12 protein-coding genes are annotated in these 14,847 nt (G+C 64.3%); 8 read left to right on the forward strand and 4 right to left on the reverse strand.

The genetic code is table 11. The annotated features are described in order from the left end of the window. Positions 1–67 precede the first annotated feature (67 nt). Entirely contained in the window at positions 68–1,117 is a 1,050-nt protein-coding gene (locus ACO2Q4_RS09995) for a dipeptidase (RefSeq protein WP_395132594.1), read from the forward strand. Positions 1,118–1,356: 239 nt separating this feature from the next. Here ACO2Q4_RS09995 and ppx read toward each other — a convergent pair whose 3' ends face one another. The 4 genes from ppx to ACO2Q4_RS10015 form a co-directional block, all read right to left on the reverse strand. Then, positions 1,357–2,898 carry an exopolyphosphatase gene (gene ppx, locus ACO2Q4_RS10000; protein ID WP_395132593.1) on the reverse strand — a complete coding sequence of 514 codons (1,542 nt, stop codon included), beginning with the start codon at positions 2,896–2,898 and terminating at the stop codon, positions 1,357–1,359. A gap of 69 nt (positions 2,899–2,967) precedes the next feature. Further along, positions 2,968–5,133: an RNA degradosome polyphosphate kinase gene (locus ACO2Q4_RS10005; protein ID WP_311758425.1), complete on the reverse strand. Its 2,166-nt coding sequence runs from the start codon at positions 5,131–5,133 to the stop codon at positions 2,968–2,970. A gap of 34 nt (positions 5,134–5,167) precedes the next feature. Further along, positions 5,168–5,866 carry a DnaA ATPase domain-containing protein gene (locus ACO2Q4_RS10010; RefSeq protein ID WP_311758424.1) on the reverse strand — a complete coding sequence of 233 codons (699 nt, stop codon included), beginning with the start codon at positions 5,864–5,866 and terminating at the stop codon, positions 5,168–5,170. A 4-nt stretch (positions 5,867–5,870) separates the two neighbouring features. After that, positions 5,871–7,199: an AI-2E family transporter gene (locus ACO2Q4_RS10015; RefSeq protein WP_311758423.1), complete on the reverse strand. Its 1,329-nt coding sequence runs from the start codon at positions 7,197–7,199 to the stop codon at positions 5,871–5,873. 127 nt (positions 7,200–7,326) lie between these two features. Here ACO2Q4_RS10015 and proS point away from each other — a divergent pair, with 127 nt between their 5' ends. The 7 genes from proS (at position 7,327) to ACO2Q4_RS10050 (ending at position 14,827) form a co-directional block, all read left to right on the forward strand. Then, positions 7,327–8,679, forward strand: a complete 1,353-nt coding sequence (gene proS / locus ACO2Q4_RS10020; RefSeq protein WP_423319039.1) for a proline--tRNA ligase — start codon at positions 7,327–7,329, stop codon at positions 8,677–8,679. 152 nt (positions 8,680–8,831) lie between these two features. Beyond that, complete coding sequence (locus tag ACO2Q4_RS10025) at positions 8,832–10,007, forward strand: lipase (protein ID WP_423319041.1); 1,176 nt, start codon at positions 8,832–8,834, stop codon at positions 10,005–10,007. A gap of 80 nt (positions 10,008–10,087) precedes the next feature. Next, positions 10,088–11,149 carry a glycosyltransferase family 61 protein gene (locus ACO2Q4_RS10030; protein WP_423319043.1) on the forward strand — a complete coding sequence of 354 codons (1,062 nt, stop codon included), beginning with the start codon at positions 10,088–10,090 and terminating at the stop codon, positions 11,147–11,149. Between the two features lie 81 nt (positions 11,150–11,230). After that, positions 11,231–11,770, forward strand: coding sequence for a serine O-acetyltransferase (locus ACO2Q4_RS10035; RefSeq protein WP_311758419.1), 540 nt, complete (start codon positions 11,231–11,233; stop codon positions 11,768–11,770). Next, a complete protein-coding gene (locus ACO2Q4_RS10040) occupies positions 11,763–13,346 on the forward strand; it encodes an AMP-binding protein (RefSeq protein ID WP_311758418.1) in 1,584 nt (527 codons plus the stop codon). The genes ACO2Q4_RS10035 and ACO2Q4_RS10040 overlap by 8 nt, the downstream gene beginning before the upstream one ends. Before the next feature lie 10 nt (positions 13,347–13,356). Beyond that, positions 13,357–13,593, forward strand: a complete 237-nt coding sequence (locus tag ACO2Q4_RS10045; RefSeq protein ID WP_311758417.1) for an acyl carrier protein — start codon at positions 13,357–13,359, stop codon at positions 13,591–13,593. Next, positions 13,574–14,827, forward strand: coding sequence for a type III PLP-dependent enzyme (locus ACO2Q4_RS10050; protein ID WP_311758416.1), 1,254 nt, complete (start codon positions 13,574–13,576; stop codon positions 14,825–14,827). Before ACO2Q4_RS10045 ends, ACO2Q4_RS10050 begins: the two co-directional genes overlap by 20 nt. Positions 14,828–14,847 lie beyond the last annotated feature (20 nt).

Raw genomic sequence — 14,847 nt, forward strand, 5'->3', positions numbered from 1 at the left:
AATTGCCGAGGTTGAAGGTCTTTCGCATCGGGCGCATGGTGCGGCCCTGTTTGAAGGGGACTGATCCATGATTCCGGTATTCGACGGCCACAACGATTTTCTGCAACGCATGGTCGAGGCGGGACCGAACCGCGACCGGCTTTGGCTGGAGGGTAACGGCAAAGGTCATCTCGACCTTCCCAGAATGCAGGCGGGCGGCATGGTCGGCGGCTTTTTCGCGATCTGGACGCCGTCGCCCGAAAGCCCGGACGATGTCGTGGCGACACTGATGAAGCAGAACCCGCCCTTTTCCGTGCCCCTTCCGCCAGAGGTCGCGCTTGCCGACGCCCTGCCCCATGCGCTGGCCCAGGCCGGCCAGTTGATGGCGATGGAGCGCAGCGGCACGCTGGCCATCTGCCGCAGCGCCGCCCAGATCCGCGAGACAATTGCCGCCGGAAAGGTCGCGGCGATCCTGCATATCGAAGGGGCGGAACCGATCGCGGACATGGATGGGCTGCATGTCTGGCATGCGATGGGACTGCGCTCGCTGGGGCCGGTCTGGTCGCGGCCGACGCGTTATGGTCACGGCGTTCCCTTTGCCTTCCCCTCCTCACCCGATACCGGTCCCGGCCTGACCGCCGAAGGCAAGGCGCTGGTGCGCGAATGCAACCAGCTTCGGATCATGCTGGACCTGTCGCACCTGAACGAAAAGGGCTTCGACGACGTCGCTGCGCTGTCCGACGCACCGCTGGTCGCCAGCCATAGCTGTGCCCATGCCGTCGCGCCCAGCTCGCGCAACCTGACCGATCGCCAGCTTCAGGTGATCGCCGAAAGCCGTGGGCTGGTCGGGCTCAACTATGCCATTGGCTTCCTGCACCCCGAAGGCAGCCGCGACCCGATGCACGGGTTCGAGGTGATGTTGCGCCATCTGGATCATCTGGTCGGCCTGCTGGGCGAGGATGGCGTGGCACTGGGATCGGATTACGACGGGGCACAGATGCCCGAGGACCTGTCCGACGCCTCGAAGCTGCAATCACTGACCCAGGCGATGCTGGATCATGGCTTTGGGCAAGAGTTGGTCGAAAAGATCGCCTGGCGCAACTGGCTGGGGGTTCTGGAGCGCACCTGGGGCGCCTGACGCCCCACCAGAAATTGGGGTCAGCCGGCGCTTTGCATCCAGATGATGTCAAGGGGACGGCTGGCCGTACAACGGAACTGATCAACCACTACATATTGACCTTCCGTCCCCTTGAAGCCTGTATGCCATGACAGCGCTTCGGGGAAAACCTGTCTGTTCCGTCAGGTTCGGAGCTCAGTTTTCTGTTTTTAGACAGTCACTTACTATCCAAAAAGACAGGTTCTGCCGCTTTTTGCGGCTTATTCTGAAATGACGACCGGCTCGGCCCCCAGCGCGGCGGCAAGCGACCGGAATCGCGCTTCGGCCACCTCGCCCATCAAGGCCACGCCGACCTTGGTCAGACGCAGTTGCAGGATCTTTTTCTTCGCCATGTATTTCAGCTCTCCGGCCTCGGCCGGATCCTTGACCGAGAACATGGCCCCAAAGCGCATCGCCTTGCCCAGGACCTCGGCGGTGCGGATCTGCTCTTCGTTCAGCAGGGCGAAAAGCGGCGCCATCGGCGAGTTCGCACGACTGTTGCGATAGCGGTGCAGCAAGGAAAGCCCCAGGAAAATCCGCTCGGGATGGGACAGCGCCGCCATATTGGCGCGGGTGACATTGTCGAAGCAGGCGTCCGCGCGATAATCCGGGTGGGTGCGCCAGGTGGTGTCGTGCAGCAGGCAGGCGGCGCGGATCAGACGTTCCAGCTGCGGATCCGCGTTTTTGAAGATCGGCTCAAGGAACTGGTGCAGGCGCTTGCCGAAGCCGGGCATCCGGGCCATTTGCTGCTCGGCGAAACGCGCCGCCTCAAGCAGCGGATCGCGCAGCCGCAGATTGGACGGCATCTGTTCGTAAAGCAGCCCCTCGCGGATGCCATAGGACGATACGGCCAGCGATTTCGGCTGAAAGCTCAGCACCACCTGCCGCAGGACCTGGCTGGCCAAGGGCACCAGTTCCATCCGGCTGGAGGAGATGCCGACCTGGCTGCGCATCTCGGACAGGTTCTGCTCGTTCAGCCACTTGACCGTCTCGACCACCTCACCCGGAGACATGCGGTATTCGTGCAGGACCGTCATGGGATAGTTCACGCGTTCCATATCAAGTCGCGCGATCGCCCGCCACGATCCGCCGACAAGATAGATCTGGTCGTGTTCCCGACCCAGCTTGTCGGCCGCCTCGTCCAGCACCGATCGGATGAATTCGCGCAGGCCCGCCTGCCCGCCCTTGACCTGTTGCAGCCGGAACGGTCCCAGCGGGGTCGAGATGCGGCGGCCGACCTTGCCATCGCTGACCTCGGCCAGTTCCATCGAGTTGCCGCCGATGTCGCAGACCAGCCCCTTGGCGTCCGGCCAGCCCAGCAGAACGCCCTGGGCTGAGAGGCGCGCCTCTTCCTCGCCATCGATGACCCAAAGCTTCAGCCCGGTTTCCTGCTCGACCCGCTTGCGGAACTCGGGGCCGTCCTCGGCCTCGCGCACGGCGGCGGTGGCGACGCAAGTCAGGGGCCGGATCCCCATGCCGTCGGCCAAGGCCGCAAAGCGGCGCAGCGCCGCCATGCCCCGCTGAACGCCTTCGGGATTCAGCCGACCGGTCGACGCAAGGCCCTGCCCCAGTCCGGCCATGACCTTCTCGTTGTAAAAGTAGGCGGGCGACCGTGCGGCGCCGTCGAAAACCACCATGCGGATCGAGTTCGAGCCGACATCCACGACCCCGACCCGGCTTAGCGCCCGTTCGGACGCGCGCTCGAACAGCGATCGCCCGAAGGGCTCGATGGTCTCTCCGCTTGCGGTCATCACACCGTTCATCGGCTTCCTCTCGATTCCGTTGTCTGGGTCAGGCAGCAGTTTTCGACATGGGCGATTCGGGTTTCTGCGTCAATCCACCGAATGGGTCAGCGCCGGCACATCCTTGGCGCCCTTGCTTCCCCGACCGGACAGAGAGGGGTTCTCCATGAAGAACCGGTGACAGTTGAACAGATCGTCCCGTCCCGCGGGAAGATAGCGCAGGTAACGGCCATCCGGTTGCAGAAGCCAGCTTTGCGCCTCGTCCGCAAGGTTCGCGGCCATGATCTGGCTGGTGATCTGCGCCTTCACCGTCTCGTTGTGGCATTCGACCAACGCCTCGACCCGGCGGCTCAGGTTGCGGCCCATCCAGTCGGCGGAACTGATGAAGACCCGCGCCTTTTTCGACGGAAGCCCATGACCATTCCCGAAGCAGACGATCCGGGAATGTTCCAGGAAACGACCGACGATGGACTTGACGCGAATATTCTCGGACAGGCCGATGATGCCGGGGCGCAGGCCGCAGATGCCACGGATGACCAGGTTGATCCGCACACCCGCCTGGCTTGCGGCGTAAAGCGCATCGATCACGTCCTTCTCGATCAAGCTGTTCATCTTGGCCCAGATCTCGGCCGGGCGGCCACGGCGGGCGAATTCGGCCTCGCGCCCGATCAGATGGACCAGCCGTTCCTTGAGATCGAGGGGCGAGATCGCGATATTTTCCAGCCCTTCCGGCTGGACATAGCCGGACAGGAAATTGAACACCTTGGCCGCATCACGCCCCAGCGCCGCGTCGCAGGTGAACAGCGACAGGTCGGTATAGATGCGGGCCGTGATCGGGTGATAGTTGCCGGTCCCGAAATGGGTATAGGTGACAAGCTGGTCGCCTTCGCGCCGGACGACCGCGCTGATCTTGGCGTGGGTCTTGTATTGCATGAAGCCATAGACGACATGCGCACCCGCACGCTCCAACCGCCGGGACTGGCGGATATTCGCGGCCTCGTCGAAGCGGGCCTTCAGCTCGATCAGCGCGGTGACGGACTTGCCTGCCTCGGCAGCCTCGCAAAGCGCATCCACGATCGGGCTGTCGCGCGAGGTACGATACAGGGTTTGCTTGATCGCCACGACATTCGGATCGACCGCCGCCTGATTCAGGAAGCGCACCACCATGTCGAAAGTCTCATAGGGGTGGTGCAGCAGCATGTCCTTTTGCCGGATGGCGGCGAACATGTCCCCGTCATGATCCTGCACCCGCTCGGGCACGCGCGGCGTAAAGCCCGGCCATTGCAGATCGCGGCGGCTGTCCAGCACCAGTTCGCTGAGATCGGCCATGCCCAGCAACCCCTCGACCTCGACCACCTCCTCGGGATCGACGTGCAACTGCTGCATGATCAGGTGGCGCATCCGATCGGGCGCGCCCGCGGTGATCTTCAGCCGGATGACCGAGCCGCGGCGGCGGCGCTTCAGCGCCGTCTCGAACTCGCGGACCAGATCCTCGGCCTCTTCCTCGACCTCAAGGTCGCTGTCGCGCAGCACGCGGAAGGCGCAGTGCCCGATGGTGCGATAGCCGGGGAACAGGCTGGGCAGATGCATCAGCAGCAGGTCTTCAAGCCGCAGGAACCGCTTGCCGCCCGGCAGCGGGATAAAGCGCGCCGTCTGCTGCGGGATCGGCAGCAGGGCCTGCATCTGACGCCCGTCCCTTTCCGCCGCAAGCTGCACCGCCAGCGAGAAGCCAAGGTTCGGGATGAATGGAAACGGATGCGCGGGGTCGATGGCCAGCGGCGACAGGACGGGAAACACCTGGTCCTGGAAATACCGGTGCAGGAACTCTTCCTCGGCGCGGGTGACGCGCGACCGGGACAGGATCGAGATGTCGGCCAGTTCCATTTCGCGCCGCAGACCGTTCCAGACCGCCTGCTGCGCGCCCATCAGGCGGCGGGCGTCGGCATTGACCAGCACCAGCTGCTCGGCCATCGTCAGCCCATCATCGGACAGCGTCGCGTTCCCTTCGCGCACCAGCTCGCGCAGGCCGGCAACCCGCACGGTATAGAATTCATCAAGATTCGTCGCCGAAATCGACAGGAAGCGCAGGCGTTCCAGCAAGGGCACACGCGGATTGCGCGCCTCGTCCAGCACGCGCCAATTGAAGCTGAGCCAGCTGATTTCCCGGTTGAAGAAGCGCGAGGGCCCGTCCGCCGTGACATCGTCAAGCTCGCGCGGGGTGGGAAAGGCGTTCCGGAGGTAATCGGCTTGCGTCATGGAATCTCGGTTCGGGCGAAGGGTCAGGCGGTCATCAGGCAGAGAATGCGTCCGGTGGCGTGATCTTGTCCAGCAGCTCGGCCGCAAGACGACGGGTCACGGGCCGGCGGTCGGCCAGCGACTGGCGGTCGATGGCGGCGACAAGGTGGCGGGCCAAACCAAGGTCACGCTCCATCCGGCTTGCAAGCCAATCGACGACATCGGGCGCGACCTGGATCTGGCGGTCGGCGAAAAGCTTGACCAGCACCGCAGGCAGCAGCGCATCGTCGGGCGGTCCCAGGACCGCCTGTGCTGCCGATTCCAGGCGCGACAGCAGGTCCGGCAGACGCAGGCCCCAGTCCCGTGGCGCCATCCGCGCGGTGATCAACAGCAAGGCGCGCCGTGCCCCGGCCAGATTCCACAGGTGGAACAGCGCGTCCTCGGCCTCGGAAATGCCAGCGATCTGGTGCGCGTTCTCGACCACAAGCGCGCCGCCCCAGCCGATCAGCGCATCGACATCGGCCGGCGAAATGGCCGAGGCGCGGATGATCTGCGCCTCGTTCTCCTCGGCCCAGAACCGCGCCAGATGCGATTTCCCCGCCCCCGCACCACCGATCAGCAGCAGGCGTCCGCCCGGCCAGCGCATCGGCTCGTCCAGCATCGCCAGCGCGTCGCGATTGGCCGAGGTCGTCAGGAAATCCTCCCGCGACAAGGCGGGGGGAATGGTCAGGTCCAGGGCCATCTGGCTTGCCAAGACGTCAGTCGCCCTTTCCCGTGGGTTGCTTGTCCTGCTGTTCGGCCAGCCGGGCCTCTTTGTGCAATTCGGCCGGGGAAGGCGGTCCTTCGGGCAGATGCTGCCGGGCTGGTTCTGCGTGCGCGCGGGCCATGCGATCATGCAGCAGGTCGGCAAGGTCGGCCTGCCGGCTCAGCTCGGCGACACGCACGTCGTGGGACAGCTGGGCCAGCCGCCGCTCGTGCGCCACGGTTCCACGCGGCACGATCTCGATCAGCGTCGCCGGGGCCGGAGGCGCGGGAACCTCGCGCCCTGTATAAAGCGCGCTTTCCTTGTAGCGGCCGACCATGTAGCGGACGAGCACGCCAAGCGCCGCAGCCATCGGCACCGCGACCAGCAGCCCGACAAAGCCGAAAAGCGAGCCGAAAACGGTCAGGGCCAGCATCAGCCAGACCGGGTGCAGGCCGACGCTGCCGCCCACGATCTTCGGTTGCAGGTAGTTCCCCTCGACCATCTGGCCGACGATGAAGATGCCGACGACAGCTGCGATCCAGAATGGCTCGCCCCAGAAACTGAAAAGCGCGACCCCGATCGCGGTCATCCCGCCGATCACCACGCCGACATAGGGGATGAAGGACAAGGACGCCGCCATCACCCCGATGGCCACGCCGAAAGGCAGGCCCACAAGCCCCAGTCCCAACGAATAGAACGTCCCGAGGATCAGGATGACCACGCCCTGCCCGCGCACGAAACCCGACAGGGCCGTGTCGATCTCGCCGGCAAGATGGCGGATCGTCGGGGCATGTTCACGCGGCAGAAGGTCGTCCAGCCGCGCCACCATCTTGTCCCAGTCAAGCAGCAGGTAGAATGCGACCACCGGCACGATGACGACTAGAGCCAGCATGCTGAAGACGCCCATGACCGAGCCAAGGACGCGGCTGACCAGTTCGCCGCCCCGGGCGCTGATGTTCTTGGCCGCATCGGTCAGCGCGTTGTTGACGGTGCTGCCCTCGGCAAAGACCTGCGGAAAGCGCGCCATCAGGAATTGCTGCAGACGTTCGGCCATCTCGGGCGCGGTGTTGACCAGCGCCGTGGTCTGGCGCACCAGCACCGGCACCACGACCAGGAAGGCCACGACCACGATCAGGATCACGGCCAGCGTGATGACCACGACCGACAGCGTGCGGGTCAGCCCCATCCGCTCCAGCCGGTCGGCGACAGGGTCCAGCAGATAGGCGACCCCGGCCCCCATGATGAAGGGCATGATCGCGTTCCCCAGGGTCCAAAGCGCCAGGAGCAGCGCCAACAGCGCCACACCCCAATACCAGACCTGCTTCTGTGCCGGCAGCCGCATGGTCGTGAAACTCCTTTACCGCGCGTCACGGTCTATTTGGAACGTCCTGACGGCGCTTGCAAGGAAGCCCGTTGCCCCGTCATGCGCTCTGCGGTAACTCCGTCCGGCCTATGATGAGGATTACGCCATGCGTCTGTCGCGCTATTTCATGCCCGTTCTGAAGGAAGACCCCAAGGAAGCCCAGATTGTCAGCCACAGGTTGATGCTGCGCGCCGGCATGATCAAGCAGCAGGCGGCGGGCATCTATTCCTGGCTGCCACTGGGTTTCAAGGTGCTGAACCGCATCCAGCAGATCGTGCATGAGGAACAGCAGCGCGCTGGCCATATCCCGATGCTGATGCCGACGCTGCAATCGGCCGACCTGTGGCGCGAAAGCGGCCGCTATGACGATTATGGCGAAGAGATGCTGCGCATCAACGACCGCCACAAGCGCGACCTGCTGTACGGGCCCACGAACGAGGAGATGATCACCGACATCTTCCGCTCGCACGTGTCCTCCTACAAGGATCTGCCGCTGACGCTGTATCACATCCAGTGGAAATTCCGCGACGAGATCCGCCCGCGCTTCGGCGTGATGCGCGGGCGCGAATTCCTGATGAAGGACGGCTACAACTTCGACCTGACCAAGGAAGACGCGCTGCACGCCTATAACCGCCACCTCGTCAGCTATCTGCGCACCTATGAGCGGATGGGCCTGCAGGCGATCCCGATGCGTGCCGATGGTGGCCCGATCGGCGGCGACTACACCCACGAATTCCTCGTACTGGCCGAGACCGGCGAATCCGAGGTCTTCTATGACAGCCAGATCACCGACCTGAAATTCGGCGATCGCCAGATCGATTACGACAGCGTCACCGAATGCAAAGCCGTGCTGGAAGAGTTCACCAGCCGCTATGCCCGCACCGACGAAACCCATGACGAGGCGATTTTCGGCCAGATCCCGGAAGAACGCCGCCGCACGGCGCGCGGCATCGAAGTCGGGCAGATATTCTATTTCGGGACCAAGTATTCCGAGCCGATGGGCGCCACCGTCGTCGGCCCGGACGGGAACCGCGTGCCCGTCCACATGGGCAGCCACGGGATCGGTGTCAGCCGCCTGCTGGGCGCGATCATCGAGGCCAGCCATGACGACAAGGGCATCATCTGGCCCGAAGGCGTGACCCCCTACCACGTCGGCATCGTCAACCTGAAGCAAGGCGACGTCGGGACCGACAGCGCATGCGAGGCGCTTTACGCCGAACTGAAGACGCAGGGCCTGGATGCACTTTATGATGACCGCGACGAACGCGCGGGCGCCAAATTCGCGACCATGGATCTTGTCGGCTTGCCCTGGCGCATCACCGTCGGCCCGCGTGGGCTGGCAAACAACAAGGTCGAGCTGACCTCGCGCCGGACCGGCGAGTCGGTGGAACTGTCGCCCCAGGAAGCCATCGCTCGCGTCAAAGAGATCTACCAGCCGGTCTTCGCCGCCGCTTTCTGATCTCGCGCATCGTGACCGGGCCGGCCCGCCAGAATGGCGGCGCCGGCCCTTTCATTTTTCGCTGCCGAAACCTGTCGATTTGGTGATGTGGACAGGCGAAGCTTTGCTGCCGCATCATCCCGGCCGTCTGCCAGCGGGGGGAGCCGGAATCGATGCGCAGGTTGCTGAGAAGACTTGCGTTCCTTTCGCTTGCCCTGACCGCCTGCGCGGCGGCGGGGCTGTGGTTCTGGCCCGAACCCGCACGGCCTGAAGTGCCCGTCCCCCCGATCCATGTCACGCTGGACGAAGGCCAATCCTGGTTCGCTGCGGAACTGGTCCAACCGCAGGATGGCTTGACGCAGCTGCCTTTGCTGACCAGCGGGCGCGCTTCGGCCGGGAAAAAGGACATGCTGATCCAGGAATGGCCCGGGTTTCACGCCGAGGCGCGGTTTCGCGGATCTTCGGTGACGGTGCGCTTTCAGGACGGGCTGAACCGCTGGCGCATCCTGCTGAACGACGGCAAGACTGGCCGGATCGACGTGGCGCGTCCCGGCATGTCCGACCTGCATATCAGCGGCCTCGCGCCCGCCGAATACCGGATCCGCGTCGAGAAGATCAGCGAATCCTCGATGCCTGCCAGCTTTGGCGGCATCCTGATCGGCCCGACCGTTCAGCCCTTGCCCGCGCCGCGCGCCCTGCCCCGGATGATCGAGTTCATCGGGGATTCCGACACGGTGGGTTTTGCCAACACCGCCTCGACCCGCGACTGTACCGAGGAAGAGGTTTTTTCGGCCACGGATACCAGCCGCAGCTTTGGCCCGCAGGTCGCGTCGCGTCTGGGGGCGGATTACCGGATGATCGCGCGCTCGGGGATAGGGCTGCTGCGTAACTATGACGGGGCCGCACCCCTGGCCACGATGACCAGCCGCTATGCGCTTGCGCTGCCCAGCGAACCCGCAGCGATGCGCCTGCCCGAACGCGCCGCCGACGTGGTTGTCACCGGGATCGGCTCGAACGACTTCGCCGCCGCATTCGCAAAGGACGAGATCTGGCAGGACGATGATAGCCTCAGCCGCGATTTCGGCACGGCCCTGCTGTCCTTCCTGCGCGACCGCGTGCGCGAGAACCCCGGCGCGGTGCAAGTCCTGCTGGCCTTTGGCGAATATGGCGACCGGCTTGTGCGCCCCTATCGCGCGGCCGAGGCTGCCTTGCGCGCCGATGGTGTCAGGGTCGTTCTGGTGACGCTGCCCAAGTTAAAGCGCGACGCCTGCTTCTGGCATCCCTCGCAGGAGGATCACAGGCTGATTGCGGACTGGCTGGCCACAGCGATCTCCAGCGCCGGGACCTGAAAAAGTCCTGAGTCTTTTTGGCGGATCAAGCTATGCTTTCCGCCGTTGTGTAACGAGTATTCCAAGGGAATCCCCTTGTCATGTTGTCACTGCGTCCCTTGACCTATCGCCTTGGCCTGATGCTGGGGCTGGGTACGCCCGAAATCGCCCTTGCCGCCGAGGAGAGATGGGAGATTGCGCCCGCCGAAATCCGGCGCGTCCTGCCCGCGATCATCCTGCCGGGCCAGGCCGAGCGGATCACCCGCGCGGAATTCACCACCATGCCCCACCTGTTGACATCGCTGAAGGGCGATCCCGCCGAACTTGTCGGCCCGACGATGGGATACAGGTTGCGTGATGTCGATGTCGTGGACGGTGTCGTCTATTCGAACGGCATGACCCTGCACCTGCGGCAGCGGCGCAGCAAGCTGGGCCTTGGCAAGCTCAGGGACATGGGCCGCGGTGCCATGTACGAATCCTGGGTCGGCAACCGCTGGTTCGGCAACTGGTTGACCGACGATTGTCTGACCTATCGTCTTGCCGAGACGGCGGGCCAGCCGATCACCACCCGGCAGGCCGGTGCCGGCCATGTTCCGCGCTACGAGGAGCTTCTGTCCATGGCGCCGGGACGGATGACCGATGCCCATCTGGACGAAGCCATCCTGTTCGACGACCATCCCAACAACGGCCATCGCATCGACCGCGCGCAGGACATGCGCAGCCGCCTGCTGGGCGCGCTGCCCGTGGCCGGGCCGCAATCGGTCTTTCTGCTGCGTGGTCATTCCGGCGATCATCGCATTCTGGAAAACGAACGCGAGATCGCCGAGCGGCTTGAGCGGGACCTGGGCTTCCGCATCCTGTTCCCAGAGGATCACAGCGTGGACGATCTGATGGCCGCCTGCGCGAACGCACCTATCGTCGCCGGGGTCGAGGGAAGCCAGCTGAACCACGGGCTTGTCGCCATGCCCCCAGGCAGCACGCTTCTGACGATCCAGCCTCCCGACCGCGCGACCACTGCAATGAAATTGTTGACCGATCGGTGGCAGCAGCGCTTCGCGATGGTGATCGCCCATGGCAACAGCAGCAGCTTCAGCGTCGATTGGCAGGACCTCGTGCGGACGGTGGATTTGATACACACGTCCGGCGCGAAAAATTCGTCTTAAACGGCAGGTTGCACTTGTTTGCCTTACGCGTGATCATCGATTCGAGATTCAGTTTCAACCGGGTTTTATTGAGTGACTCACATGAGGTTGTTTGACGTAATCCGGGGGGATTACAACAGGCACGGAAGTTCCCTGACCGAACCTGCCTTCGTCTCGCTGGCCATCTATCGCTATGGCCGCTGGGCCGTCAGCTTGCGCAATCCCGTCGCTCGCCGGGTGGCAAGCAGGTTCTATGGCCTGCTGAAATTCCTGATCCTGAACGTGACCAAGATCTGGATCCCGCCGCAGGTCCGCATCGGCGAGGATTTCCACATCATCCACGCCGAAGGGTCGCTTTCCATCCATCCGGAGGTCGTCATCGGGGATCGCTGCGGGGTGATGCATAATGTCACCATCGGCACCAATATGCGCGGTCGCGCGCCCGTGATCGGCAATGATGTCTTTATCGGCGTGAATTCGACCGTGCTGGGTCCGATCCGCATCGGGGACCGGGTCCGCATCGGCGCGAATACCGCGGTCACGACGAATGTGCCCTCGGATTCGGTGGTGGTCGGCTCTCCCGCCAAGATCTATCCCAGCCTGACCGCGACCGCCCGCAAGCGCGAGACGGCTGATGCCTGAGGAGGATTTCGACCGCTGCATGTGGCGGCTGCTCGCAGACAACCTGCCCCATCGGGCAGACAAGATCGCCGCGATCGACACCGACCGGCGCGTCACCTATGCCGAACTCGCGGCCGAGGCCGGACGGGTGGCGGACTGGCTGATCTCACGCGGCATCCGGCCCGGCGACAGGGTCATCGTCCACCTGCGCAAGGGCATCGACGAGGTGGCCGCGATGCTGGCCGCGTGGAAGATCGGCGCGGTCGCGGTGAACGTGAACCTGCGCTGGACTGCGCAGCAACTGGCCTATGTGGCCGCGGATTGTCGCGCGCGCGCCGTCATCCTGGGCGCGGGCGCAATGAAGGGGCTGGTCGGCACCCATGCGTTGCCGCCCGAAACCGCCTTCCTGGTTCAGGGCAAGTCCGAGGGACTTGTCCAGGGTGTGGCGTCCTGGTCCGACCTTCCGGCGGACCGGGACGCCGCGCCCGACGAATGCGCGCCGGATGACCTGGCGATGATCATCTATACCTCGGGCTCGACCGGCGCGCCCAAGGGCGTCATGCTGAGCCATCGCAACATCCGCATCGGCGCGATCTCGGTCGCGCAATACCTGAAACTGACCGAGGAAGACCGCCTGATCTCGGTCCTGCCCTACAGTTTCGACGCCGGGTTGAACCAGTTGACGACGATGCTGCTGAAGGGCGGAACCATCGTCCACCAGCCCCTGACCATGCCGGCCGAGATCATGCGAATGGTCAAGGCCGAGGGCGTGACGGGCATGGCCGGTGTTCCGCCGATGTGGAACCAGATCGTGCGGCTGCTGGACGAAAGCCCGATGGAGCTTCCCGAATTGCGGCGGGTGACGAATACCGGCGGCAAGATCCCTCCCAACATCCTGGCGCTGATGCCGAAGGTTTTTCCCGATACCGAAATCTACCTGATGTATGGCCTGACCGAGGCGTTCCGCTCGACCTATCTCGCGCCGGGGAAGTTCACGCAGAAGATGGGCTCGATCGGGCGGCAGATCCCGAATGCACAGGTCTTTGCAATCAAGCACGGCGTTGGGGTCGCCGGTCCGGGCGAACAGGGCGAGCTGGTCCATGCCGGCCCGCTGGTCAGTCTGGGATATTGGGAAAAGCCCGACCTGACAGCTCAGAAGATACGCCCCTGCCCCGAGCTTTCGCACCTGATCGGCGATCAGCCCGTGGTCTATTCCGGTGATCTTGTCCGCGTGGATGAGGAAGGCGACCTGTGGTTCGTCAGCCGATTGGACGAGATGATCAAGACGCTGGGCTTCCGGCTGTCCCCGACCGAGGTCGAGGATGCGCTGTCCCAAAGCGGCCTCGTGGCCGAGGTCGTCGCCTATGGAGTCGAGGACGACGATCTTGGCCAGGCCGTTCACGCCGCCGTGACTTATTTGCCAGAGGCGACCGAGTCCGGGCTTGTCGTGCATTGTGCCCGCGCGATGCCGCATTATATGCGGCCTCGACGGATCCACGCATGGCAGGGCCTCATGCCCAGAACGCCCAGCGGGAAACTTGACCGGCCCGCGATCATCGCAGCCGCCAGGGCCGCCGCCGTTGCGATGCAGTCATGAGGCAAGACGTATGAGCCTGAGCCGGGAAGACCTGATTTCCTATTTGCGGGACGACCAGAACATCCATGAACCGATCGGGGCCGAAACCGAACTGTTCTCCAGCGGCCTGCTGGATTCGGTTTCGATGGTCGGGCTGATCGGCTTCATCGAAGAGCAGACCGGCTCGGCCATCCAGCCCGCGGATGTCACGCTTGAGAATTTCGACACCGTGGACAGGATCCTTGCCTATGTCACTGGACTTGGCTGACGCCCAGAATATCGATCTGCGACTGACCGAAGCTGCCGAACGCTTTGGCACCCCGGCCTATGTCTATTTCACCGACATTGCCGAAGCGCGCCTGTCGGATCTGCGCGCCGCCTTCGGGAAATGGTTCGCAATCAGCTATGCGGTGAAAAGCAACCCCAACCCGGCGCTGCTGGACTGGATGCGGGACCGGCTGGACTACCTGGACATCTCATCGGGGGGTGAATTCCGCCTGAGCCAGCAGGCCGGATGGGATCCGGCGCTTGTCAGCTTCACCGGACCGGCCAAGCGGGAAGCCGAGTTGCGACCCGCGATCTCTGCCGGGCTGGGCGAGCTTGTAATCGAAAGCCTGCGCGAGGCGCGGTTGGCCGACGCCATCGCGGCAGAGCTTGGTCGGGTCCAGCCTGTCCTGATCCGCATCGCGCCAGACCACGTGCCCAAGGGCTTCGGCGACCAGATGGCCGGTCGCCCCAGCGCCTTCGGCATCGACATCGAGGACGCGGCCGACATCCTTCCCCGGATCGCCGCCTTGCCGAACCTGCGGATCATTGGGCTGCACATCTATTCCGGCACCCAAAGCCTCAAGCCCGGCGCCATCTGCGAGAATTGGCGCATCTTCATCGACATTTTCCGTCGCCTCTGTGCGCAAATCGATATCCAACCCCGGAAACTGATCTTCGGATCGGGGCTGGGTATCCCCCATCATCCGGGCGAGACCGAGCTTGACCTTCAGCAGGTCGCCGACGGGATCGGGGCCGAACTTGACGCTTTTCGCGCCGAGCCCAGGTTTGCGGGGACGCGGCTGGTGCTCGAACTGGGTCGCTACCTGATCGGGCCGGCCGGCTATTTCGTGACGCGCGTGGTGTCGATCAAGACCTCTCGCGGCAGCCGCATCGCGATCTGCGATGGCGGGTTGAACGGCAACCTTGCCGCTTCGGGCAACTTCGGCATGGTAATGCGGCGCAATTACGCGATGCACCGGATCGGCGAGGATGACGATGGCTCCCGCCCCGAGGAAAAGCATGACCTGAGCGGACCGCTTTGCACCTCGATCGACAAGCTGGGCAGCGGAGTGCTTCTGCCGCGGCTGGAAGAGGGCGACCTGATCGCGATCCATGCCGGGGGGGCTTATGGCCCGACCGCCAGCCCGCTTCACTTCATCAGCCACCCCTTGCCGGTCGAGGTAATGGTGACGAATGGCCAGCTTCGGGACATCACGCGCCTGCGCGGCGAGTGACCCGAAAATCCGTTCCTGCA

It is taken from the genome of Paracoccus sp. KR1-242, from assembly GCF_049446195.1.
Taxonomy (GTDB): Bacteria; Pseudomonadota; Alphaproteobacteria; order Rhodobacterales; family Rhodobacteraceae; genus Paracoccus; species Paracoccus broussonetiae.

Excerpts from the sequence above, each read along its gene's own strand:
- ppx (WP_395132593.1), bottom strand. The coding sequence starts at position 2,898 with ATGAACGGTGTGATGACCGCAAGCGGAGAGACCATCGAGCCCTTCGGG.
- ACO2Q4_RS10040 (WP_311758418.1), top strand. The coding sequence starts at position 11,763 with ATGCCTGAGGAGGATTTCGACCGCTGCATGTGGCGGCTGCTCGCAGAC.
- ACO2Q4_RS10015 (WP_311758423.1), bottom strand. The coding sequence starts at position 7,199 with ATGCGGCTGCCGGCACAGAAGCAGGTCTGGTATTGGGGTGTGGCGCTG.
- ACO2Q4_RS10030 (WP_423319043.1), top strand. The coding sequence starts at position 10,088 with ATGTTGTCACTGCGTCCCTTGACCTATCGCCTTGGCCTGATGCTGGGG.
- ACO2Q4_RS09995 (WP_395132594.1), top strand. The coding sequence starts at position 68 with ATGATTCCGGTATTCGACGGCCACAACGATTTTCTGCAACGCATGGTC.
- ACO2Q4_RS10035 (WP_311758419.1), top strand. The coding sequence starts at position 11,231 with ATGAGGTTGTTTGACGTAATCCGGGGGGATTACAACAGGCACGGAAGT.
- ACO2Q4_RS10050 (WP_311758416.1), top strand. The coding sequence starts at position 13,574 with ATGTCACTGGACTTGGCTGACGCCCAGAATATCGATCTGCGACTGACC.
- ACO2Q4_RS10025 (WP_423319041.1), top strand. The coding sequence starts at position 8,832 with ATGCGCAGGTTGCTGAGAAGACTTGCGTTCCTTTCGCTTGCCCTGACC.
- ACO2Q4_RS10045 (WP_311758417.1), top strand. The coding sequence starts at position 13,357 with ATGAGCCTGAGCCGGGAAGACCTGATTTCCTATTTGCGGGACGACCAG.
- ACO2Q4_RS10005 (WP_311758425.1), bottom strand. The coding sequence starts at position 5,133 with ATGACGCAAGCCGATTACCTCCGGAACGCCTTTCCCACCCCGCGCGAG.
- proS (WP_423319039.1), top strand. The coding sequence starts at position 7,327 with ATGCGTCTGTCGCGCTATTTCATGCCCGTTCTGAAGGAAGACCCCAAG.